This window comes from Bradyrhizobium sp. MI1.4 (assembly GCF_055811315.1).
This window is the reverse complement of sequence record NZ_JBVVPP010000071.1, coordinates 1-21,755: the sequence shown is the minus strand read 5'-3', so window position 1 is coordinate 21,755 and position 21,755 is coordinate 1. Positions and strand designations below refer to the sequence as shown.

At 63.8% G+C, this 21,755-nt stretch carries 22 protein-coding genes; 16 read left to right on the top strand and 6 right to left on the bottom strand.

What is annotated here, in order from left to right:
• Positions 1-18: 18 nt before the first annotated feature.
• Positions 19-876 (top strand): SDR family oxidoreductase, encoded by an 858-nt coding sequence (locus AC0L23_RS37000; RefSeq protein WP_085357544.1) that lies wholly within the window; start codon positions 19-21, stop codon positions 874-876.
• A gap of 91 nt (positions 877-967) precedes the next feature.
• On the opposite strand, the gene AC0L23_RS36995 is transcribed toward AC0L23_RS37000, so the two are convergent.
• A complete protein-coding gene (locus tag AC0L23_RS36995) occupies positions 968-1,483 on the bottom strand; it encodes a YciE/YciF ferroxidase family protein (RefSeq protein ID WP_018453931.1) in 516 nt (171 codons plus the stop codon).
• 86 nt (positions 1,484-1,569) lie between these two features.
• On the opposite strand from AC0L23_RS36995, the gene AC0L23_RS36990 reads away from it, so the two are divergent.
• From AC0L23_RS36990 to AC0L23_RS36975, 4 genes are all read left to right on the top strand, one after another.
• Complete coding sequence (locus AC0L23_RS36990; protein WP_007614011.1) at positions 1,570-1,764, top strand: hypothetical protein; 195 nt, start codon at positions 1,570-1,572, stop codon at positions 1,762-1,764.
• Between the two features lie 120 nt (positions 1,765-1,884).
• A complete protein-coding gene (locus AC0L23_RS36985; protein ID WP_143273038.1) occupies positions 1,885-2,067 on the top strand; it encodes a hypothetical protein in 183 nt (60 codons plus the stop codon).
• Positions 2,067-2,279, top strand: a complete 213-nt coding sequence (locus tag AC0L23_RS36980) for a hypothetical protein (RefSeq protein WP_473358173.1) — start codon at positions 2,067-2,069, stop codon at positions 2,277-2,279. The genes AC0L23_RS36985 and AC0L23_RS36980 overlap by 1 nt, the downstream gene beginning before the upstream one ends.
• A gap of 122 nt (positions 2,280-2,401) precedes the next feature.
• The gene (locus tag AC0L23_RS36975; RefSeq protein ID WP_085357546.1) at positions 2,402-2,587 is read left to right on the top strand and encodes a hypothetical protein; all 186 of its coding nucleotides are present in this window, start codon (positions 2,402-2,404) and stop codon (positions 2,585-2,587) included.
• A 45-nt stretch (positions 2,588-2,632) separates the two neighbouring features.
• On the opposite strand, the gene AC0L23_RS36970 is transcribed toward AC0L23_RS36975, so the two are convergent.
• Entirely contained in the window at positions 2,633-4,420 is a 1,788-nt protein-coding gene (locus AC0L23_RS36970) for a peptide ABC transporter substrate-binding protein (protein ID WP_085357548.1), read from the bottom strand.
• 393 nt (positions 4,421-4,813) lie between these two features.
• Between AC0L23_RS36970 and AC0L23_RS36965 the strand changes: the two genes are divergently transcribed.
• From AC0L23_RS36965 to AC0L23_RS36925, 9 genes are all read left to right on the top strand, one after another.
• Positions 4,814-5,608 (top strand): MetQ/NlpA family ABC transporter substrate-binding protein, encoded by a 795-nt coding sequence (locus AC0L23_RS36965; protein WP_085357550.1) that lies wholly within the window; start codon positions 4,814-4,816, stop codon positions 5,606-5,608.
• 136 nt (positions 5,609-5,744) lie between these two features.
• On the top strand, positions 5,745-6,779 hold the full coding sequence (locus AC0L23_RS36960) for a putative FMN-dependent luciferase-like monooxygenase (RefSeq protein ID WP_085357552.1): 1,035 nt from the start codon (positions 5,745-5,747) through the stop codon (positions 6,777-6,779).
• A 28-nt stretch (positions 6,780-6,807) separates the two neighbouring features.
• Positions 6,808-7,434, top strand: coding sequence for a CMD domain protein (locus AC0L23_RS36955; RefSeq protein WP_162496264.1), 627 nt, complete (start codon positions 6,808-6,810; stop codon positions 7,432-7,434).
• Between the two features lie 12 nt (positions 7,435-7,446).
• Positions 7,447-8,031: an alkylhydroperoxidase domain protein gene (locus AC0L23_RS36950; protein WP_085348494.1), complete on the top strand. Its 585-nt coding sequence runs from the start codon at positions 7,447-7,449 to the stop codon at positions 8,029-8,031.
• Positions 8,032-8,091: 60 nt separating this feature from the next.
• A complete protein-coding gene (locus tag AC0L23_RS36945) occupies positions 8,092-9,249 on the top strand; it encodes an ABC transporter substrate-binding protein (protein WP_026232631.1) in 1,158 nt (385 codons plus the stop codon).
• Positions 9,250-9,262: 13 nt separating this feature from the next.
• Complete coding sequence (locus tag AC0L23_RS36940) at positions 9,263-11,086, top strand: ABC transporter permease (protein WP_204512172.1); 1,824 nt, start codon at positions 9,263-9,265, stop codon at positions 11,084-11,086.
• Positions 11,086-11,928, top strand: a complete 843-nt coding sequence (locus tag AC0L23_RS36935; RefSeq protein WP_162496263.1) for an ABC transporter ATP-binding protein — start codon at positions 11,086-11,088, stop codon at positions 11,926-11,928. Before AC0L23_RS36940 ends, AC0L23_RS36935 begins: the two co-directional genes overlap by 1 nt.
• The gene (locus tag AC0L23_RS36930; RefSeq protein WP_085357560.1) at positions 11,925-12,665 is read left to right on the top strand and encodes an ABC transporter ATP-binding protein; all 741 of its coding nucleotides are present in this window, start codon (positions 11,925-11,927) and stop codon (positions 12,663-12,665) included. The genes AC0L23_RS36935 and AC0L23_RS36930 overlap by 4 nt, the downstream gene beginning before the upstream one ends.
• Before the next feature lie 283 nt (positions 12,666-12,948).
• The gene (locus AC0L23_RS36925; protein WP_094183266.1) at positions 12,949-13,980 is read left to right on the top strand and encodes a HoxN/HupN/NixA family nickel/cobalt transporter; all 1,032 of its coding nucleotides are present in this window, start codon (positions 12,949-12,951) and stop codon (positions 13,978-13,980) included.
• 13 nt (positions 13,981-13,993) lie between these two features.
• Here AC0L23_RS36925 and AC0L23_RS36920 read toward each other — a convergent pair whose 3' ends face one another.
• The 3 genes from AC0L23_RS36920 to AC0L23_RS36910 form a co-directional block, all read right to left on the bottom strand.
• Entirely contained in the window at positions 13,994-15,496 is a 1,503-nt protein-coding gene (locus AC0L23_RS36920; RefSeq protein WP_085357564.1) for a helicase HerA domain-containing protein, read from the bottom strand.
• 38 nt (positions 15,497-15,534) lie between these two features.
• A complete protein-coding gene (locus AC0L23_RS36915) occupies positions 15,535-15,657 on the bottom strand; it encodes a hypothetical protein (protein WP_274535530.1) in 123 nt (40 codons plus the stop codon).
• A gap of 101 nt (positions 15,658-15,758) precedes the next feature.
• Positions 15,759-16,823: a ketopantoate reductase family protein gene (locus AC0L23_RS36910; protein ID WP_085394205.1), complete on the bottom strand. Its 1,065-nt coding sequence runs from the start codon at positions 16,821-16,823 to the stop codon at positions 15,759-15,761.
• A gap of 852 nt (positions 16,824-17,675) precedes the next feature.
• Between AC0L23_RS36910 and AC0L23_RS36905 the strand changes: the two genes are divergently transcribed.
• Positions 17,676-18,746, top strand: a complete 1,071-nt coding sequence (locus AC0L23_RS36905; protein ID WP_473358172.1) for an alpha/beta hydrolase family protein — start codon at positions 17,676-17,678, stop codon at positions 18,744-18,746.
• Positions 18,747-18,854: 108 nt separating this feature from the next.
• Here AC0L23_RS36905 and AC0L23_RS36900 read toward each other — a convergent pair whose 3' ends face one another.
• The gene (locus tag AC0L23_RS36900; RefSeq protein ID WP_085357570.1) at positions 18,855-19,334 is read right to left on the bottom strand and encodes a MarR family winged helix-turn-helix transcriptional regulator; all 480 of its coding nucleotides are present in this window, start codon (positions 19,332-19,334) and stop codon (positions 18,855-18,857) included.
• A 503-nt stretch (positions 19,335-19,837) separates the two neighbouring features.
• Here AC0L23_RS36900 and AC0L23_RS36895 point away from each other — a divergent pair.
• Positions 19,838-21,412, top strand: a complete 1,575-nt coding sequence (locus tag AC0L23_RS36895; protein WP_085394207.1) for a porin — start codon at positions 19,838-19,840, stop codon at positions 21,410-21,412.
• Positions 21,413-21,755: the final 343 nt, after the last annotated feature.

Below are 21,755 nucleotides of genomic sequence, written 5' to 3'. Positions count from 1 at the left end.
AATCCCTGGAGCCACTCCATGACCGAATATCCAAAGCCGCCTTATCCGTCCCAGCAGCAATCGATGCCCGGTTCGACCCGCGCGATGAATCCACGACCGGATCACGGCGAAGAGAGTTACAAGGGCTCCGGGCGACTGTCCGGAAAGAAGGCAATCATCACCGGTGGCGACAGTGGCATCGGCCGCGCGGTCGCGATCGCCTATGCCCGGGAAGGTGCCGACATCGTCATCGCCTATTTGAACGAGGACGAGGATGCCGCTGAGGTCAAGACGCTGGTGGAGCGCGAGGGACGCAAGGTCGTCCTGATCCCCGGCGACATCCGCAATCCCGATCATTGTCGCGCGATCATCCAGCGCACCGTCGAGGCGTTCGGCGCAATAGACATCCTCGTCAACAACGCGGCGCATCAGGACACGTTCAAGGAGATCGCTGAGATCAGCGACGAGGAATGGCAGCGGACGTTCGAGACCAACATTCACGCCATGTTCTATCTCACCAAGGCTACGGTCCCCCACATGCGCCCGGGAGCGGCGATCATCAACACCGCGTCGGTGAACTCCGACATGCCGAATCCAACCCTGCTGGCCTATGCCACGACCAAGGGCGCCATTCAGAACTTTACCGGCGGCCTTGCGCAGATGCTGGCGGCAAAGGGCATTCGGGTCAATGCGGTCGCTCCGGGTCCGATCTGGACGCCGCTGATTCCGTCGACGATGCCGGAGGACAAAGTCAAGAACTTCGGCAAGCAAGTGCCGATGCAACGGGCCGGCCAACCGGCCGAACTTGCGACCGCCTATGTCATGCTCGCCGATCCACTCTCGAGCTACACGTCGGGAGCGACCTTGGCGGTCACCGGCGGCAAGCCGTTCATCTGACCGAACCTGCAACGAGAACGTGGCAGCCCCGCGGGTGGGGCCGCCACGTCTAGTACGTCTTCACCAGCACGCCTTGACCAGCAGGTCTCGATCAAGCCGCGCTGGACGCCTTGGCATTGACGCCCTTGCGAAGCGCCACGGTGTTCAGCTTGGTGTTGGCGGCCTTCTCTTCGTTCAGGTTCGTCGTGAGGAAGCGCACGATGTCGTCGTGCCCGAGTTCCTCCGCCCATGCGATCAGCGTGCCGTAGCGGCACATCTCATAATGCTCGACGGCCTGTGCGTTGGCCACGATCGCGGCATCGAGCACGGCCTTGTCCTCGATTTCGCCCGCGGTCTCATCGGCCTCCTTGATGAGGCCGTCGATGGCGGGACAGTGTGTCCCGCTGGGCTCCTTGCCGAGCTTCGCGAATGCCTTGCCGAGCCTGTCGACCTGCTTGTTGGTCTCCTCCAGATGGGCTTTCAAGCCGGCGGCAAGGTCCCTGTTTGTCGCCTTCTCGATCATCTTCGGCAGAGCCTTGAGGATCTGCTGTTCCGCGTAATAGATATCCTGCAGACCGTGCAGCAGCAGGTCTTCCATCGATTTGATGTCCTTGGTGAAGAATCCCATAAACGACGTCTCCTTTGACAATGATGGAACTGGAACGCTGCACAGCCCTAGCTGTTCCATTCCCGTGATCAGATCAGGAGAGCCGAATGAGCGATGGTGCGGATCATCTTGCGGGCTTGCTCGGACGAGCGGCCATGGACGTGTGGGGTGACATGCCTCGCGACATCCAGGAAGCGCTGTTCGAGACCGCCATGAAGGGGCGTCCTGCGGAGCGGGAAGAGCTCGCGCGACTGCTGCACGAGCGGCATCCCCGTACGCTTCATCCGGCACGGCCTGGCTGAGCCGCGGCAGGAACGATTGTGTCAGAAGCCGATTTGTAAAATGGGCGAGGCGCGGTGAATGGGATTGACGAAGCCCGTGAGCCGTAGCTCGCCCAGGATCAAATCGGTGAGTCGATCGGCGTGACTGAAATGATGATCGGAAAATGGTACGACCCGATCTCCCAGCGATGGATCGTGCCTCGCGAGGAACGTCCGGTGGCGGACTATTCGCAGTCCAACCCGGAGAAGGGGCCGGAAAGCAGCGCATCGCGCGAGGCGCAGCGGATCTGGGACCTGTTGGTCGATTGCTGTGCGCGCGGTTGATGTCCGAGCCGCACCATCATTCGCTTCTACTTGGCAATTCAAAGAGTGATGACATAGACCGCGAAGGCAATGATGAGCGCCAGGCTTACGACGGCGGTGCTGATCAATATCTTGCCCATGGCGCGTCCGTGCTGTCTCGCCGCGTCAATGTAACAGCCGCCATTTTCGTTCCGGAGCGGCAGGTGAAGGTGGCTCCCACTGTTCACATGTGAACACAGGGTGTCGGCACCAAATGGCGTGAACTATATCATTTGATACAGACATGGCTGCGCTCGCACTTATCATCGGCAATCCGGAAAGGCACCGCATGGTGCCATGAGATGGAGACCCGATCGTGCTCAGGCGGCGTCGCGTTCAGCAAACCACCACTCTGCAAGAACGGCTTGCGGAGTTCACCAGGACCATCCGTGAAAAGGCCGAGGCGTTGCCCGACGGCAAGGAGCGGGATGAGCTGATGAAACGGCTCAGAAGCGCCGACGCGGCGTCAAACCTCGACCGTCAATTCGTCGGCAGGGATTGAGCTGGTGGTCTGCCGAGGCGGAGTTTGCGTTCAGCCTCTCCGGCGTCAGCTGCGATACCAACTCGCCAGATTCCAGGTCGTGACGTCCCATCCCGACATGTCGACCATGAGGTTGTTGACGCCTGCGTTGACGATGTTGCGGGATAGAAGCGGCAGGAACACGTTGGCCTCGCAAAAAGTTTCGTCGACCTTGATCAGCAGCGCGGCCCGCTTGACCGGATCAAGCTCGTTCTGCGCAGACTTGTAGGCCTTGTCGGCCTCGGGATCGGACCAGCGCGAGACGTTGCGGCCGAGCCATTTGTTTTCCTTGTTGGAGATCTCCCAGGAGACGCACTGGTTCAGGAAGCGCTCCGGGTCGGGCTGCGGCTGCGTGGTGTTGTACATCTCCATGTCGGCATAGAACTTGGAGTAGGTGTCGGGGTTGCCGACGTCGGACGAGAAGAACACCGATGCCGTGACCGCCTTGATTTCGATCTCGATCCCGGCCTTCTGGCAGGCCTGCTTGATGATGGCCTGCGTCTTCTGACGCGGCGCATTGGTCGAGGTCTGGAAGACGAATTTGAGCTTCTTGCCGTCTTTCTCGCGGATGCCGTCCGCGGCCTTGGCCCAGCCGGCCTCGTCGAGGATCTTGTTCGCCTTGTCGACGTCGAACTCGTATTTCAGCTTCGGCGACTTGAACTGTTTGGGCGCGTTGACGAAGCTCGCGGTGGCGACGCCGCCGCGCCCGTAAATGAATTTCTGAATCGACTCGCGGTCGATCAGCAGATTGATCGCGCGGCGAACGGCGGGATCGGACAGTGTCGGGTGCTTGGTCTTGGGGCTGGAGCGCTCGCCGTCCACCTCGGTCCACGGGTCCGTCGTGTTGAGGATGATGAACTCGACGTTGCCTGATGGCGTGACGTCGAGCTTGCCCTTGCCGCTGGCCTCCATGCGCTTGAGGACCTCCTCCTCCACCTGCATGTTCCAGGCATAGTCGTATTCGCCGGTCTGCAGCACGGCGCGCGCCGCGGACACCGCATCGCCGCCGCCCTTGATTTCGAGCGTATCGAAATGCGGCTGGTTCTTGACGTGATAGTCGGGATTGCGTTCGGCCCGGATCAAGTCACCGGGCTTGAACTCGACGAATTTGTAGGGACCGGTGCCGACCGGCTTCAGATTGCCGGGCGCTTCGCGCGACTTCGCGCCGACAAAGTCGCCGAAATGATGTTTCGGCAGGATCGGACCGACCGAGCCGACGAAGGGATCGGCCCAGAACGGCGTCGGGGCCTTGAAGAGCACCTTGACGGTGTAGTCGTCGATCTTTTCGACCGTGATGTCCTTGTAAGACCCCGTGGTGTACGCCGCCGTGGCGAGATCCGAGGCGTATTGCCAGGTGAAAACGACGTCGTCGGCGGTGAAGGGCTTGCCGTCATGCCATCTCACGCCCTGTTTCAGTTTCCAGGTCACGCTCAGGCCGTCCGGCGAAAGGCCGCCGTTCTGCTTGGATGGGGCCTCGGCCGCGAGGCAGGGGACGAGGTTGCCCTCCTTGTCCCAGCCGGCGAGGGGCTCGAAGAAGACGCGCGAGGCGATCTGGTCCTTGGTGCCGAGCGCGAAATGCGGATTGAGCAGAGTCGGGGCCTGCCAGAGCAGGATCTTGAGCGGACCGCCGCCGCCGGCCTTGGTGGGCTTGTAAGGCAGCGTGGCGTCCGCCATCGCGACGTCGTTCCAGACCAGGATCTGGCTGGCGACCGGCGCTGCGATCCCGATCGCAGCCATCGTCTGCATGAACGAGCGTCGCGACAAGGTGCCCTGCTGCACCTCAGTGATGGACTTGCGGATTTCGTTCTCGTTCATCGGATGATCCCCCACTTCAAGGACAAGTCGTCACCGGCCAAGGCCCATCATGTTTGATCATGGGCGAGGCGGCAATGCCACCAAGGTCAGAAAACCCTGCGGCGAAATGACGAATGTGCGGGGAGAGGTCTGACGCCCGGATGGAGCCGAGCGCAACCAGGAAAAGTCCAGCCGCGCTGGCGGCGCCCCGGATTGCGCATCGCTCCATCGGGCTACGGGCAACGATCCGTGGGTTTTGTCGTGACGCGTCTCACGCTTGCGCAGATGCATTCGTTCCCCACATGCGGTCGAACGGAGAAGCGTGGTCCGCGTCAATCGGTCAATATGGATTTACATTTCATTGATTTCGCGCCGCGGAGAAGCGAATACGGTTCCAATCATTTCCGCCGAGTCATGGAGACCAAGATGTCGTTTCGCCTCCCCCTGATCCTTGCCACCGCGCTCGCCGCCTGGTCGGCCGCCGCTTCAGGCGAGACCATCAAGATCGGCGTGACGCCGGGGCCGCACGCCCAGATCTTCGAGGCCGTGAAGCCGATCGCCGCCAAGCAGGGTCTCGACATCCAGCTCATCGAATTCTCCGATTACGTCGTGCCGAACGCCGCGCTCGATGCCGGCGAAATCCAAGCCAATTCGTTCCAGAACCAACCTTATCTGGACAACCAGAAGGCGGACCGTGGCTACAAGATCGAAGCCGTCGGTCTGACCGTAAATTTCCCGATCGGCGTCTACTCAAAGAAGCACAAGGCCTTCGCCGACATTCCCGAAGGCGGCAAGATCTCGATCCCGAACGATCCGACCAATGGCGGCCGCGTGCTGCTGCTGCTGCGCGACAAGGGCGCGATCAAACTGAAGGACGGCACGGGCTTCAAGCCGACGGTGCTTGATATCACCGAAAATCCCAAGAAGCTGAAGTTCATCGAGGTCGACGCGGCGCAGGCGCCGCGCGCGCTCGACGACGTTGACGCCGCCGCGATCAACACCAATTATGCAACCCAGGCGGGCCTCGATCCCGTCAAGGATCCGATCCTGCGCGAGGACCCGAAGGGGCCCTACGTCAATCTCATCGCCGTTCGCACGGTCGACAAGGACAAGCCCTGGGTCAAGATCCTGGTGGACAGCTACCACACTGCGGAGGTCAAGGAGTTCGTCCTGACCAAGTTCAAGGGCGCGGTACTGCCGAGCTGGTAGGCAGTCTGCCCAGCCAAAGTTCAGCTCAGGGCGATCCCGGCGGGCAGGCTTGCGTACGAGCCCTGCGCAATGCCCGCTTGTCTGGAGCTGCGGCAACCGACATCATCGGGGCCCATCCTCGTCCGACAGGGGTCGTATGAAACGCTTAGCAAACCTGAAACGTCTGGGGTTTTTCACGCGGCTTCTCGACGAGGCCCCGCCGGCCGACCGATATCGCTTCGCGGCCGAGCAGATCGTGCGCGCCGAGAAGGCGGGCCTCGATTCCGCGTGGATCGCGCAGCATCATTTCCACGAGCGCGAGGGCGGCCTGCCGTCGCCCTTTACTTTCCTCGGTTACGTCGCAGCCCAAACCTCGCGCATCCGGCTCGGCACCGGCATCGTCACCTTGCCGCTGGAGAATGCGGTGAGGGTGGCGGAAGACGCCGCGGTGCTCGACCTGCTCTGCAACGGTCGCTTCGAACTCGGTGTCGGCACCGGCGGCAATCCCTCGGCCTTTGCCGCCTTCGGCCTCGACAGCGCCCAGCGCAACGAGATCTTTGCGCGCAATCTGGACGTCGTCCGCACCGCGCTGGTGGGCAAGCCGCTCGAAGGTGGTGACACGCTCTATCCGCAGCGGCCGCAATTGGACGACAGGATCTGGCAGGCGACGTTCTCTGTCGCGGGCGGCGCGCGTGCCGGCAAGGCAGGCGATGGCCTGTTGCTGTCGCGCACCCAGCCTCGAACCAAGGAGGCGCCGAAGGCAACGCTCGCCGAGATTCAGAATCCGGTGATCGATGCCTATCTCGAGGCGCTGCCGCCGGGACGGGAGCCCCGCATCATGGCCTCGCGCACCGTCTTCGTTGCCGACGACCGGACTGAGGCGATGCGTCTTGCCGATATCGGCCTGCGGCGCGCGCTCCCGCAATTCCTCAAGGGCGGCCACGCCAAGCCAGGCGAAACGCTCGAGGAGATGATCGCGGCGTTCGACACCCATGTCGGCGCGGCCGACGACGTCATCGCTTCGCTCCGCGCCGACGCCACGCTGGAGCGGGTGACCGATCTCGTCTTCCAGGCGCATTCGGTCGATGCCCCGCATCCCCATATCCTGCGCTCGATCGAGCTGGTGGCGGAGAAGGTCGCGCCGGCGCTGGGCTGGGCGCGGACGGCGCCCGACGTGGCGCTGGCGGGTTAGTCGGAATGAGGTTGCAAGAGGCTGAATGATGGCTACGAAAGATATCATCGACACGCTCGCCGGGATCGAACCGGGTTCGGCTCTGGACGGCATTCGGGCCAAGCGCATCCAGGCGCGCGACAATGCGCAGAAGAGCTATCTCTCGCTGTTCGAGCCGATCGACGCCGGCGATGTCTCGCTGGTGGAGCGCGCCGCGGTCGCGCTCTTCGTGATCGGGCTTCACCGCGAGCCCACGATGGCCGGCTTCTATCGGGCGAAGTTAGCTGCGACCGCCGATGGCGCGCGCCTGGTCGAAGCTGTCGATGTCGAAATCGCGCGGAGCGAGACCTCGGGCCCCTACGGTGCCTTTCCAACCGGCCCCCTGTCTGTCGAAAACAAGGCCGGCTTGATCTACCGCGTCAGCGCGGAGCGCAAGCCCGATCTCGGGGACCGGCTCGCTGCGGCGTTCGAACATGCGCATCTGCTGGTGTTCCGCCCGCGCGATGCGGCCGCCGCCGACATGAAGGCTCTGCTCGCCGCCGGTTGGTCGAACACCGGAATCGTCACGTTCTCTCAGCTCGTTGCGTTCCTGTCGTTCCAGGTGCGCGTCGTCACCGGACTGCGCGTGCTCGGTGCCTCGCTCGGGCGCACCACGAACGCCGCGGCCGGCGCGTAAGGAGGCTGCATCATGAGCGCTGCAAACAATGCCAATCCGCCCGTCGTCTTCACCCAGGACGAACTGGGCTGGGTGTCCTGGATCGACCCGCTGCTCGAAGCCGAGCTGACCGAGCGGCATTTCGCGGGCCTCGTCGATCGCTCCCGTTCCAAGTCCGAGTATTTCCGCCTGCTGGTGCGCGACCCCGAGGTGCTGGAAGCCCGCACCAAGACGGACAAGGACATCTTCTACAACGTCGCCGACGGCCTGCCGCGCGCCGAGCGCGAGCTCGCGGCGGCTGCGACCTCGCGCTACAACGGCTGCATCTACTGCGCCTCCGTGCATGCGCGTTTCGCCAGCACTTATTCCAAGCGCCGCGACGATGTGCAGCGCCTGCTCGACGAGGGCGTCGGCGCCGATCTCGGCGAGCGCTGGAATGCGGTCGTCAAGGCCTCGGTGGCGTTGGCTGCGACGCCGATCGCGTTCAGCCCCGACAATATCGATGAGCTGCGCCGCGCCGGTCTCGACGATGCCGAGATCGTCGACGTCATCAACGGCGCGTCGTTCTTCAACTGGGCGAACCGGCTGATGCTGTCGCTTGGCGAGCCCTCGAAATAGCCAATCTCACCGGCATGGAAATTGCTAGTTGTTTCAACGCCTGACAGGATGGAGCCGTCCATGAGCAACATCGATCGTCGTACCCTGGTCAAGGGCTCGCTTGCCGCCCTGATGGCGGGGGCAGCCTTCTCGCGCGCCGCGCTTGCGCAATCGTCCGAACCGATTTTGCTGGGCGTCAGTGGTCCGTTGACCGGGCCGAACGCACAATATGGCACGCAGTGGAAGCAGGGCTTCGATCTCGCGCTCGACGAGATCGAGGCAGCGGGCGGCATCAACGGCCGCAAGCTCGCCTATAATTTCGAGGACAGCCAGAGCGACCCGCGCCAGTCGGTGGCGATCGCCCAGAAATTCGTCTCCGATCCCAGGATTGTCATGGAGCTCGGCGACTTCTCCAGCCCCGCCTCGATGGCGGCCTCGCCGATCTATCAGCGCGGCGGGCTGGTGCAGTTCGGATTCACAAATTCGCATCCCGATTTCACCAAGGGCGGCGACTTCATGTGGAGCACCTCGGTCAGCCAGGCTGACGAGCAGCCGCTGCTGGCGGCCTATGCCGTCAAGCGCCTCGGCCTGAAGAAGCTCGCCGTGCTGCACCTCAACACCGATTGGGGCCGTACCAGCCGCGACTATTTCGTTAAGGCCGCGAAGGAGCACGGCGCCGAAATCGCCGTCACCGAAGGCTACATCGCGGAGGAGCGCGACTTCCGCTCCACGCTGGTGCGTGTCCGCGACGCCAATCCTGACGGGCTGATCCTGATCTCCTATTATTCCGACGGTGCGCTGATCGCGCGCCAGGCGCGCCAGGTTGGGCTGAAGCAGGTGATCTGCGCCGCGAGCTCGGTCTACTCGCCGAAATTCCTGGAGCTCGGCGGCGAGGCCGTCGAGGATGTTCATGTCGGCACGCGCTACTTCCCGGAAGACCCGCGCCCCGAGGTGCAGACGTTCATCGCCGGCTTCAAGAAGAAATACAACGGGGTGGAGCCCGACGCGTTCAACGCCTACGCCTATGACGCGATGAACATGGCGGCCGCCGTGGTGAGGATCGGCGGCGCCGACCGGCGCGCGATCCGCGATGCCTTCACGAAAGTGAAGGACGTCTCGAGCGTGATCTTCGGCAAAGCGACGTTCGACGTCGAGAGCCGGCGCGTCAAGGGCGCCATGAATGCGGAGCTCGTCGTGCGCAAGGGCCAGTTCGCCCTCTGGGACGGCAAGCCGACCTGAGGGGATCTCCTGCGTGTCTTCCTGGCTCGACTACACGATCAACGGGCTGATCGTCGGTAACGTCTACGCCCTCGTTGCGGTCGGGCTCGCGCTGATCTTCGGCGTCAGCCGGCTGATCAACTTTGCGCAAGGATCGATCTACCTCGTCGGCGCCTATATCGGCTGGGTCGCGGTGGTGCAGCTGCATACGCCACTGCCGCTCACCATCATCCTGGTCGCGGTGGCGGCGGCGCTGGTCGGCTTGATCATCGAGCGGTTCGGCCTGCGCCCGCTGCAGAACTCGGTGCGCATCGCACCGCTGCTGGCGACCATCGGCATCAGCTTCGTGCTCGATCAGCTCGTGATGCTGACTTTTTCGCCCAATCCGCGCGCATTGCCGAGCCAGTTGCCGGATGTCCGCTTCCAGATCGGCGGCGGCACGATCGGCCCGCTCGATCTGCTCATCGCCGGTGTCGGCCTCACCAGCGCGTTGCTGCTGTTCGTGTTCCTGCGCTACAGCAAGCTCGGCTGGGCCGTGCGTGCCACCGCGCAGGACCGCGACGCCGCGATGCAGATGGGCGTCGACGTCAACCGCGTCAATCAGGCCGTGTTCGGCATTGCGGCTGCGCTCGGCGGCGTCTCCGGCCTGCTGGTCGGTATGTACTATAACCAGATCGACACCGCGATGAGCCTGCAGGCGACGCTCAAGGGCGTCGTCGCCGAAGTCGTCGGCGGTGCCGGCAATGTGCCGGGTGCGGTGATCGGCAGCCTGCTGCTGGGATTGGTGGAGAGCTACGGCGTTGCCGTGTTCGGCACCAGCTACCGCAACCTGTTCGCGTTCCTGCTGCTGGTCGTGGTGCTCGTGCTGCGCCCGAACGGTCTGTTCGCCAGCGCGCGGCAGGCGCCGCCCGAGCCGCTCACCGGCACTTTCATCGCGCCGAGCCGCCCGGTCTGGATTCCGCGCTGGGCTCTGCTGATCGCTGCCGTCGTCTTCGCGATCCTGCCGCTGTTGCCCGTGTCGTTCTACGTGCTCCAGACCCTGATCAACGCCTGGCTGCTCGGCATGCTCGCGCTGAGCCTCACCCTGGTTGCAGGCACGATTGGTCAGGTCTCGCTGGGACACGCCGCGCTGCTCGCGATCGGCGCCTACACCTCCGCGCTGCTGTCGCTCACGTTCGCTGTCCCGGTCGGCCTTGCCATCATCGGCGGCGGCCTGATGAGTGCTGCGCTGGGCACGGCGCTGATCTCGCCGTCGTTCCGGCTGCGCGGACATTATGTGTCAATCGCGACGCTCGCGATCGGCGAGATCGTCTCGCTGGTGATCCTGAATTGGGAGAGCGTCACGCGCGGGCCGATCGGCATCTCCGGCATCCCGCCGCTGTCGCTGTTTGGCTATGAGCTGGTCAGCCCGATTTCGATCTACTGGTTCAGCTTCATCGTGATGGTCGTGCTGGCGCTGCTGCAGGGACGCCTGCTCGGCTCGCATCTCGGCCGCAGCTTTCGCGCCATCCGCGACGACGACATCGCCGCGCGGGCCTATGGCCTCAGCCTGAATCGCTACAAATCGCTGGCCTTCATCTTCGGCGGCTTTGCCGCGGGGGTCAGCGGCGGCATCGCCGCGCATCTCTATTCCTATATCAACCACGAGACCTTCAACACGCAACAATCCATCCTGGCGCTGACCGTCGTCATCCTCGGCGGTCTCGGCAATGTCGTCGGGGCGATTCTCGGGGCGGTCGCGCTGGTCGGCCTGCCGGAAGTGTTCCGCATCGCGGCGGAGTATCGCATCCTGATCTACGGCATCGTGCTGCTGCTGCTGGTGCGGTTCAGGCCGCAGGGCCTTTTGGGGACGGTGTGATGATGGACGCACACACGGCGATGCTGTCCCTGCGCGGGCTCACGCGGCGCTTCGGCGGCCTCACCGCCGTCGACGCCATCGATCTCGATCTCGCCAAAGGCGAGCTGATCAGCATCATCGGCCCGAACGGGGCGGGCAAGACAACGCTGTTCAATCTCGTGACCGGGCTTGACCTTCCGGACGCCGGGACGGTTCGCTTCGAAGGTCAGGACATCACAGGTTTCTCGCCGGAACGCCTGGCGGCCGGAGGCATCGCGCGGACGTTCCAGCTCGGCCGCGTCTTCGGCAATCTCAGCGTGATGGACAACGTCCTGATCGGTGCGCATACGCGCTTGCGCGCGGTGAAACCGGCAGTGCCGGTGATCGGCCCGCTGCTGGAATTGGGTCTGGCGCTGCTGCGCCCCGCCAGCGTCAAGGCGGAGGAAGAGCGGCTGCGCGAGGAGGTGAAGGTCATTCTCGCGCGCTTCGGCGAGCGGTTGCTGCCGCGTATCGACCAGCCGGCCTACAGCCTCTCTTACGCCAACCGCCGCCGCGTCGAGATCGCGCGCGCGCTCGCCTTGAAGCCGCGCCTGCTGCTGCTGGACGAGCCGACCGCCGGCATGAATCCGACCGAGACCACGGAGATGCAGGGGCTCGTCGCCGAGCTGAAAGCCGAAGGGCTGACGATCGTGCTGATCGAGCACAAGCTCGAAATGGTGATGCGCCTCTCCGATCGCGTCATCGTCATGGACGAGGGCAAGAAAATCGCGGAAGGCCCGGGCGAAGCGGTGCGCGGTGATCCCAAGGTGATCGAGGCCTATCTCGGCCACGGCCTGACGACGAAGCAGGAGAGCGCGGCATGACGAACCCGCCTCCCGATGCGCTGCTCGCGATCACCGACGTCAATACCTTCTATGGTCAGGCCCAGGTGCATTTCGACCTGTCGATATCAGTTCCGCGCGGCCACATCGTCTGCCTGCTCGGCGGCAATGCCAGCGGCAAATCGACCACGATGAAGATCATTCTAGGCCTCGTGAAGCCGCGCTCGGGCGACGTGACGTTCGACGGCACTTCGCTACTGGGACTTACCACGCCGCAGATCGTCCGCCGCGGCATCGCCTCGGTGCCGGAGGCACGGCGGCTGTTCGCCGACATGAGCGTCCGCGAGAACATTTTGATGGGCGCCTTCGTGCGCGACGACCGCGAGGCGATCGCGCAGGATCTCGACAAGATGCTCACGCTGTTCCCGAAGCTCGGCCAACGGCTGTCGCAGCGCGCCGGCTCGCTCTCGGGCGGCGAGCAGCAGATGGTCGCGATGGCGCGGGCGCTGATGAGCCGTCCCCGGATGATCGTGATGGACGAGCCGACCATGGGCCTGTCGCCGCTTTACGTCGACCGCGTGCTGGAGCTGATCCGCACCATCAACCAGGAGGGCGTCTCGGTCTTCATGGTCGAGCAGAACGCCAGCCTCGCGCTCGAGATCGCGCACGAGGCCTATGTGCTCCAGACCGGCAAGATCGTTCTCTCCGGCTCCGCCCGCGCGCTGAAGGACGATCCCCGCATCCGCGATGCCTATCTCGGCGGCTCCGAGGCGGCGTAGCGCCATCTCGGCCTGCTGGTTCGAGACGCCCGCCCTCGGCGGGCGCCTCACCATGAGGGTCTGGCAACCTCGCGGCGAAGCAAGACCTCATCCTAAAGGAGCCCGCGCAGCGGGCGTCCCGAAGGACGCCGCAAGCACTGCTGCAGAACCGTGCCGCCCCTCCGGGATTGCACTGGTCAGTATGACCACCTTATGAAAAGATCATACCGCTCGTGCGATGGGTCGTGCAGCGGACGGAATGATTGGCGTGACGAAATTATCTTTGCGGGCGGTCGATCCCGGAATGATGCTGCTGTTCGGCGGGTTGATCGCGGCCAACATCGCGGCGTGGGCTTGGGCGTTCGCGGCGTTCGGTGACCGGCCGACGGTGATGGCGACCGCGCTGCTTGCCTGGGTGTTCGGCCTGCGCCACGCCGTCGATGCCGACCACATCGCGGCCATCGACAACGTCGTGCGCAAGCTGATGCAGGCCGGCGATGCGCCGCGCAGCGTTGGTCTCTATTTCGCGCTTGGTCATTCCACCGTGGTTGTGGTCGCGACCATGCTGCTCGCGCTGGGCTTGGTGAGCCTTGGCGGCGACAGCCTGCTCAAGGACGTCGGCGGCTTCATCGGCACGTCGGTGTCGGCGCTGTTCCTGCTGGTGATCGCGGCCATCAACCTGGTCATCTTCGCCGGCCTGTGGCGGACGTTCCGGATCGCGCGCGCGCAAGGCATTCACGACGCCGCGCAGCTTGATGCGCTGCTCGCCAGCCGCGGATTGCTGGCGCGGCTGCTCGGCCCGATGTTCCGCCTGGTGACCAAGCCGGCGCATATGTACCCGCTCGGCTTCCTGTTCGGCCTCGGCTTCGACACCGCCACCGAGATCGGCCTGCTCAGCATCTCCGCCAGCGAATACGCGCTTGGTGCATCGCTGGCCGACGTCATGGTCTTTCCCGCGCTGTTCGCATCAGGCATGGCGCTGGTCGATACCGCCGATTCCGCGCTGATGGTCAGCGCTTATCGTTGGGCCTTCGTCGATCCCTTACGGAAGCTCTGGTACAACCTCACGATCACCGGTGCCTCGGTCGCGGTGGCGCTGTTCATCGGCGGCATTGAGGCGCTTGGCCTGATCGGGGATCGGCTCGGCCTGTCTGGCGGTGTGTGGACGCTGGTCGACGGCCTCAACGATTCACTCGCGAACGTCGGCTTCGCCGTGGTCGCGCTATTCGCGATTGCATGGCTGGTTTCGGTCATGCTCTATCGCAGGCTATTCGCGCTCGAGCGGCGGCGCACGCCCGATGTGCTGGTGGGCGCCGATGCTACCGAGACAGCGTGAGTCAATCGTGGGCTCAAGCCGAAGCTGCGCTCTCCGCCGGCAGGTCGTCGGCATTGGGATCGCCCGGCGCGGTGGCCCACGCCAATTCCACCAGCGTCACGAACCTGCGGCCGGCGCCGTCGAGCTGGCAGACGATCAGGCCCTGCTCTTCCATGTAGCCGAGCAGGCGCTGAGCCCGGCGCAGCGAATGCGAGCCGTAGGCGCGGGCGATCGCGGCGTCGCCGGGGCAGGGCCAGCCTTCTTTCGCCGCGCGCGCGATCATCATGAACACGCCTTGCATGTCGTCGGGCAGGATCGAGGCGCGCAGCGACACGTCCTGCCAGGCGTCGTCCTCGGCATGCTCGGCGCCGAGCCCGGCGCGTGCGCGTGTCAGCATGCGGCGGAATTCGGTGAGGTCGGGCACCGCCGAGCCGAGTCCCTCGATGCGGCAGCGAACCACGAACTCCTGGTACAGCACGCCGACCGCGCGGAAACCGGCGTCGGGCGCGGCGAGCACGGCACGAAGGGTCCGATCCACGCGTTCGCGCCGTTCGGCAAGCTCTTCGGCACTAATCGGGACCTCGATTATTTCGGGGCCGATCTCCGGTGCCGCAGCCTTCGCGGCGCGGAGCTGCTCGAGCAGATCGGGCGCGGGCCGGCGCTGCGGCCGGCTGGCATCGGGCGGCGGCGCGGCCAGGATCACGGCGCGCATATTCTCGAGTGAGGTTTCGGGCATCGGCATCAGCCGCGGCGTGGAATTGCGCGGCTGGGTTTCGGTTGCGCCGATATTCAAACGCAGGGGGCGTCGCGACAGCGCGGGGCCGAGCGCCATGAATTGTCCGCGTTCGAGATCGCGAAACGATTCGGCCTGCCGCCGCTCCATGCCGAGCAGGTCGGCGGCGCGCGCCATGTCGATGTCGAGGAAAGTGCGGCCCATCAGGAAGTTGGACGCTTCCGCCGCGACGTTTTTGGCGAGCTTCGCCAGCCGCTGGGTCGCGATGATCCCGGCAAGCCCGCGCTTGCGGCCGCGGCACATCAGATTGGTCATCGCGCCGAGCGAAAGCTTTCGCGCTTCGTCAGAGACTTCGCCCGCGACCGCAGGCGCAAACAGCTGCGCCTCGTCGACCACCACCAGCATCGGGTACCAATGGTCGCGGTCCACGTCGAACAGTCCGCCGAGGAAGGCCGCGGCGCGGCGCATCTGGTTCTCGGCATCGAGCCCTTCGAGGTTGAGCACGGTGGAGACGCGATGCAGCCGCGCGCGCTCGCCGGCAACCTGAAGGCCGCGTTCGGTGTGATCCTCGGCCTCGATCACGAGATGGCCGAAATGCTCCGCCAGGGAGACGAAATCGCCTTCGGGATCGATGATGGCCTGCTGCACCCAGGGCGCGCTCTGCTCCAGCAGCCGCCGCAGCAGATGTGATTTTCCGGAACCCGAATTGCCTTGCACCAGGAGGCGGGTCGCCAGCAGTTCCTCGAGGTCCATGGCCGCCGCGGCGCCCGCCGTGGTCTGCCCCATCTCGATCGCAACCGTCATGCCCGACTCAAGTCCCATCATTCGCGGACAGGGGCTTATCAATCCGGCCACGGCGCGTCGAGCGCCATGCCGAGAATCATGCGTTGTTGCCCACGGCGGAGTTCAGGCGTGATTCGATTGCCGTAGAAGTGCGGGCCGATAGGGGGCTTGCGGATCGTCATCCTGGGGTATCGCTTGCGCGAGTTCCCCCGCTGATGTGCGAAACCGCCATTGCGCCGTGCGCTCGGCATGCGCCCCGTCAATGAGGGGTCCGCGAAGCCCGTTACAGCGCGCCCGATCCGCCCTGCACGATCTTCTCGTTGAGCTTCAGGTCCACGGTCTCGACGGTGCGGTCGATCTCTGCATTGGGCGCGCCGAGCTGATGCGAGATCAGCTTGACCAGCAGGTCGACGCGCTCGATGAAGGGTGCGCCGCCGGCCACCGCGCGCGCGGCCGATGACGGCTTCAGCAGGCTCTCGGCAGCCTTGGCGTATTTCGCGAACGGCACCTGGTCCTGCGGATCGGCGCCGAGGCGCCGGGCGATGGCGTCGACATGCTCGTAGATCGTCTGCGAGCGCGCGAGATCACCGTGCACGGCATCGCGGATCGACTGCGGCTCGTGCGGCGTGATGCAGCGGTAGTTGCCAGTCAGCAGCATCGACCATTTGGCCAGCGGCACGAACAGGGAATCGAACACCTTCAGCTTCACCGGCACGTCGTGGCCGTCGAGGGTCACCGCGTCGATGTCGGCTTCGAGCTCGCGCAGCACCTTGTTGTGCTTCTCGTCGGCGAACACGGATGCCTTGAAATTCGTGGGCAGACCGACGTGCAGCACGTTCGCAGCCTCTTCCGGCGGACGGAATGCCTGCGGGTCGGGCGAGCACAGGGTCACCAGCCCCGGCTCGAAGCGCTCCCACACCTGCGCATTGGTGTAGGCCTCCTCGAGATCCATGTCTGCGAGCGAGGGGATCCGCTTCAGATAGGGCAGCGGCGGCATGTTCATGATCGAGAGGCACGGCAGCTTCGCCGCGGCGATCCTGACCATGAGAACGCGCACCGTGTGGTTGGTGTATTGCGGCTCCTGCATTGCAAGGCCGACCATGTCGTAACGGGACAGGTCCACATTGGCCGGCGTCACGGCGTCGAGCTTGCCGGGCAGGTCGCGCGAGAAGATGGCGCGGTGAACCGCCTCGTCACGCAACTTGATGCGCACCTCGGTCCCCTCGCGGTTGATCATCTCCGCGGTCTTGGCGCGGCAGACCAGGGTCACGTTGTGCCCCGCCATCAGCAGCTTCGTGCCCAGCAGGGAACCGTAGGAAGCCCCGAGAATCAGGATGTTACGCGCCATGTCTCGTCCCTTTGACAATTTGTGATTTTTAAGACCCGGCCGTCATCCGCGGGCGAGTTTGGCGGGCATGTAAGGCAAAGTGCGTGCGGATGGCAACTGGGATAATGGATACAAGGCGCGGATCAGCGGGCGGCCCGGCGTGTTGCTTGACGCCGAAAGCAAGACGACGCCAAACCGGCGGCGGTTGTGCAGGGTCGTTGAGTTGCTCAAATAACTGGCTTACCGAAGTAAGAAATGTTGCACATCTCGATCGCCCAGGCTCTCCCAGAACGCGATCATACCTCGTCACGTCTCGCGCGCCGGGTGCGGATGAGCGACTTCGAGGATTTTGTCGCGCCGGTTTTCCTGCGACATTGACTAGCGGAAAGCCCTTTGGCGAAGGCCATCGGCATCGATCAGGCGGTAACCCGCCGCATTTTTATCGCTGGCGTGATTGGTGGCGCGCCGGATCGGCGTCATGAGGAATCATGATGGATGCCGACACAGGCGAGCCTTCTCCCCCGTTAAATGAGCTCCAATTTTAGTCGTCCACCGCAACAAAAAACTGCAAACGCGGGACAGCAAAAAATGGCAGAGTGGTGCGGGGCCTAAACTGTGTATCAGCAACGGAGCTGAGACGTGACGATTGAGTTGGAGTCGGCGTGCGACTTGTTTTGCGACCGGTTCGTTCGGACTGTAGTCCGTCCGGTCCAGTGCCCCCGCCCGCGAAGGGAAAACGGAACGATCATCGGGACGGCAGACGCAAGCGCGATCACGCACGCATGACATCGCCTCGAGCAGACATGCAGGGCGTTGCGCTGACAGCGCTGCGCCGAGTCCAAGCAACCGCCGACGCGCCGTTCGGGGACGGGCATGGAAGATGATCATTGGCCTCACGGCACGTGCGACGGCGCCGGTCGAAGCCTGGCGTGCTTGCGAAAACGCGCGTCCCATTTTTTCGAAAGCTTGTCCGTCGCGGAACTCGTGCGCGAGGCGCACAGGCATCGGTGGATTTCGGAGTGGTTGAGGATCTCAGGCGAGTACCGGATATTCGCCGAATCGGCGCGCGTAACCAGTTCAGCTCAGATCGCGCGGGAAGCGTGGCTGTGCTCGCTGACGGCCCTTGAAGTCGCGAGGAACCTGTCTTGGCCCGGAGATCCCGGGGGTACCGACCTCGTAGACAAGGTCAGACTCTGCCTGAGGGGCTTCGAGGCGGACGCCGGTTCGGCGATCGAGCGTGTGGAGATCGACTGCTTTGATCAAGGCTCGCTTGCGGGCTACTTTCTGCCGGCGTTCCCCGATCGGTCTTTCGCACCCGCGGTTATCTGCGTCAGCGACGAGGACATCACCCTCGGCTCGATGATGAGCAGGCTGTTGCCGGCTTCAGGGCGACGGAACGTGTCACTCCTGCTCGTTGATGCCGGCGATTCATCCGGTCGTAGCCCCTTCAAGCCGGCGCATATTCTTCAATGCTGGCTGGATTACCTGGAAGCTCGTCCGGACGTCGATTCGCAGCAGATCGCGGTCTACGGCGAGGGGGCGGCCGCCAGTCACGCATCCCGTCTTGCCCTCGTGGATCGCAGAATGGCTGCCGCCGTGTGCGACGGCGGCATTGCGACGCCGGTCATGCGCCGGGCATCGCTGCGCTGGATGATCGGCGTCGAGCAGGCGGTCCGTGACGGGCCCTCGACGGGTTCGTTGCTGCCGTTGTGTCGGATACCTTGCCCGCTTCTGATGGTCGTCGGCAGCCGCTCAATGGTTTGGGAGGAGGATGCTCTCGAACTGCAAGCCGGCTATCGGCAGGCCGGAGCCGATTGCGCGACCGTCGTGCCGAACTGCATTCCGCACCCTCTGGGCGAGGTCGAGAATTCATCGCGGTGGACGATTTCATTTTCGAATGGCTCGACAGCAAACTTGGAATTGCCCGCCAGCTGGATTCCGTGACCTACCTCTAAGGCGCCAAGAGATTGGGGGAAGGCGAGAAAAGATTGGGAAGGCGAGGAGAGATTGGGGATGAATCGAGGCGCGCGTTCCGCGCCTGACGTCAGGGAGTCAGGAAGCGTCGATGGCCAGCAACCGTGCGGCCAGCCGGGCATTCTTGGCAATCGTTGCGAGCGCGGCATTCAGGTCGGCCAAGGTCTTCTCGTCGAGCTCGTTGAACATGGTCGAGTTCAAGGCGAGCTTTCTCTTCGACAGTTTTTCGATCTCCGTCGTTGCTTTCGCCGTCAGCGACATCAGGACGTAGCGTGCGTCTTCTGCGGCCGGCCGTCGCGACAGGAAGCCGCCCTTTTCGAGACTCTTGGTCTGGTTGGTGACGAAGGCGGGGTGGACGCGCAGCTTGTTCGCGATGTCGATTCCCGCGACACCTCGCCCCTGGTCCAGTTCGGTGATGGCCATCAGGATCAGCCACTGCGGCTCGGTAATGCCCAGCAGTCCGGCCCAGCTGGTGTGGATGTCCTCCAGCTGGGAATGAATTTCGACGACGTTCCAGATGAAGTCCGTAATCGCCCTGTCGAGTTTCTTCTCGATCATGTGGCTCCCTCCCGGTTTATCCCTTGCCTATCCTTAATGGGATATCTTGGAAGCGTCTCGAAAATCGCGCGCCGACTAAAGGGGAGATACCGCGCGGAAGAAATCGTAGGCTCACTTATTACTTGCAAAGAACAATTAATTTTATTATCGACTATCGCACTCTATTTCGCTGCTCTTGACCCACGCGACGGACAGCGATGCGAGACCTCCAAGAAGCCCTCGGGATGCCCCCCGAGGGCTTTTCTGGTCTTTCTATAGTGATCTTCCGGGGTGAGATCGCGCTGTTGCCCTCAAGCCACATCGCGACCCGAAGTGTCGATTCATCAAAGCAATAAATTGAGACCATTGTTTTTATAAACTATATGTGAAGCCGCGACGGAGGGGCACCTCGCTGTCGTTTCAGTCCGAACCTTCGGTGCGGACCTGAATTGAACGAAAATTGAGAGGGTAAAGCGGCGTCCACCGAGGACCCGAGCCCCCTGAACCGACCTGGAGGTTTACTGATGAAGTTGACGAAGACACTCTTTCTCGGCTCGGCTGCCGGCCTGATGGCCGCCTCCGGGGCGTTCGCTGCCGATCTTCCCGTGAAGGCCAAGGCGTTCGAATACGTGAAGATCTGCTCGCTGTACGGCGCCGGTTTCTACTACATCCCCGGCACCGACACCTGCATCAAGCTGGGTGGTTACCTGCGTGCCGATGCGAACCTCAATACCAATTCGGACTTCAACCCGAACCAGAGCGGTGTTGCCGGTGCACGCAACCGCCTGATGAACTACTACACCTTCCGCGCTCGTGAAGACCTCAACATCGACACCCGCACCGCGACCGAATACGGCGTGGTCCGCACGTTCTTCGACGGCGTCTTTACCTGGACGACCGGCAACTATTCGGGCACCGGTTCGGCAACGGGTGGCACCCAGTACAGCGGTACGCTCGGTCTCAACGCTGCGGGCACAGGCCTCGTCGGTTCGGGTAGCGGCAACGTCAATGGGACCGACGGCAATACCTCGGCCGGTGCGCTCGGCGTATACTACGCCTTCATCCAGTTCGCCGGCTTCACGATGGGTAAGGCCGTGTCGCAGTTCGACGCGCCCTGGACCAACTATCCCGGCAACATCACCGACAACCTCGTCGGCGGCAGCGGCACCGTTACCGGCGTCACCCAGTTCACCTACACCGCCGACTTCGGCCAGGGCGTCACGGCATCGTTCTCCGCTGAAGATGCGACGGCCTACTATCAGGCCGGCAACCTCAACATGACCGGCGCGACCGCAGGTGGCATCATCGGCGGCTCATACGGCACCAACGCCCTCGGCGGCTCGCGTTCGCCGAACCTCGTCGGTCAGGTGCGTGTCGATCAGGCCTGGGGTCTCTTCCAGGCGTCAGTGGCTGCGCATGACAACCATGTCGCCTATTACGGCGCGACCGAAGCCACCGGCCATCCCGACGACAAATGGGGTTGGGCGGTTCAGCTCGCTTTGTCGATCAAGAACATCCCGACCGGCGCGGGTGACACGATCAACATCCAGGGCGTCTACACCGACGGCGCGACCCGCTACAACTTCCAGAACCTGTCGGGCAGCAGCTACTCGCTGTTCGGTAGCTCGGGTGTTGCCTACCAGAGCGTTGGCTTCGCCAATGCTCCTGACACGGTGTACGTGACCGGTAGCTCGCAGGAAACCGTCAAGACGTGGGGCTTCCGTGGCGCTTACACCCACAACTGGGATCCCAACTGGAACTCCTCGCTGTACGGTGCTTACGCTCAGGCCCAGTTCGGCACGCTGGCCAAGACCACCATCTGCGGCGCCGGCGGCGGCGCCGGTGTGTTCGGAGCCCTGGCAGGTGTGACGGGTTGCAACCCTGACTTCGCGATCGGCCAGCTAGGTGTCGTCACCCGGTGGACCCCGGTCAAGAACCTGACCTTCTCGGCGGACGTGTCCTGGACCCATCTCGACCAGAAGTATTCTGGTACGGTTGGCGCCTCCCCGAGCGTCGCGACCGCCAAGCCAACCGCGGCCTACGAGCTGAAGGATCAGGACTCGGTCGCCATGATCCTCCGCGCTCAGCGCAACTGGTAAAATCTATCGAAACACATGAACGAACACCCGGCGGGAAACCGCCGGGTGTTTTTTTGCGCAAGGCAGATGATATAGGGCGGCGAAGCCCCGGTGCCCGGATGGAGCGGAAGCGTGATCCGGGGGCTGCTCGCGCTGCGTCCGGCACCTTCCCGGATCACGCTTCGCTTCATCCGGGCTACGGGACCGCGCCTGTGTCGCCCCCGTGTCAATCCGCTCTCACAAAAATATTCCGCTTTACCGAAATTCGGAAACTACGTATGTGTCGTGCATCCCGGCTCATCCTTGAGGGGCGATCTTGTGGTCGTCATGTTCGCGAGCCGGGCTTGCGGTGGACGCGGCAGCG

Bases quoted from the DNA above. Each gene is read 5' to 3' on its own strand.
- AC0L23_RS36965 (WP_085357550.1), top strand. From the start codon at position 4,814: ATGGAGACCAAGATGTCGTTTCGCCTCCCCCTGATCCTTGCCACCGCG.
- AC0L23_RS36955 (WP_162496264.1), top strand. From the start codon at position 6,808: ATGGCTACGAAAGATATCATCGACACGCTCGCCGGGATCGAACCGGGT.
- AC0L23_RS36945 (WP_026232631.1), top strand. From the start codon at position 8,092: ATGAGCAACATCGATCGTCGTACCCTGGTCAAGGGCTCGCTTGCCGCC.
- AC0L23_RS36960 (WP_085357552.1), top strand. From the start codon at position 5,745: ATGAAACGCTTAGCAAACCTGAAACGTCTGGGGTTTTTCACGCGGCTT.
- AC0L23_RS36925 (WP_094183266.1), top strand. From the start codon at position 12,949: ATGATGCTGCTGTTCGGCGGGTTGATCGCGGCCAACATCGCGGCGTGG.
- AC0L23_RS36990 (WP_007614011.1), top strand. From the start codon at position 1,570: ATGAGCGATGGTGCGGATCATCTTGCGGGCTTGCTCGGACGAGCGGCC.
- AC0L23_RS36935 (WP_162496263.1), top strand. From the start codon at position 11,086: ATGATGGACGCACACACGGCGATGCTGTCCCTGCGCGGGCTCACGCGG.
- AC0L23_RS36980 (WP_473358173.1), top strand. From the start codon at position 2,067: ATGTCCGAGCCGCACCATCATTCGCTTCTACTTGGCAATTCAAAGAGT.
- AC0L23_RS36915 (WP_274535530.1), bottom strand. From the start codon at position 15,657: ATGACGATCCGCAAGCCCCCTATCGGCCCGCACTTCTACGGCAATCGA.
- AC0L23_RS37000 (WP_085357544.1), top strand. From the start codon at position 19: ATGACCGAATATCCAAAGCCGCCTTATCCGTCCCAGCAGCAATCGATG.
- AC0L23_RS36910 (WP_085394205.1), bottom strand. From the start codon at position 16,823: ATGGCGCGTAACATCCTGATTCTCGGGGCTTCCTACGGTTCCCTGCTG.
- AC0L23_RS36995 (WP_018453931.1), bottom strand. From the start codon at position 1,483: ATGGGATTCTTCACCAAGGACATCAAATCGATGGAAGACCTGCTGCTG.
- AC0L23_RS36950 (WP_085348494.1), top strand. From the start codon at position 7,447: ATGAGCGCTGCAAACAATGCCAATCCGCCCGTCGTCTTCACCCAGGAC.
- AC0L23_RS36900 (WP_085357570.1), bottom strand. From the start codon at position 19,334: ATGATCGAGAAGAAACTCGACAGGGCGATTACGGACTTCATCTGGAAC.
- AC0L23_RS36895 (WP_085394207.1), top strand. From the start codon at position 19,838: ATGAAGTTGACGAAGACACTCTTTCTCGGCTCGGCTGCCGGCCTGATG.
- AC0L23_RS36970 (WP_085357548.1), bottom strand. From the start codon at position 4,420: ATGAACGAGAACGAAATCCGCAAGTCCATCACTGAGGTGCAGCAGGGC.
- AC0L23_RS36920 (WP_085357564.1), bottom strand. From the start codon at position 15,496: ATGACGGTTGCGATCGAGATGGGGCAGACCACGGCGGGCGCCGCGGCG.
- AC0L23_RS36905 (WP_473358172.1), top strand. From the start codon at position 17,676: ATGGAAGATGATCATTGGCCTCACGGCACGTGCGACGGCGCCGGTCGA.
- AC0L23_RS36930 (WP_085357560.1), top strand. From the start codon at position 11,925: ATGACGAACCCGCCTCCCGATGCGCTGCTCGCGATCACCGACGTCAAT.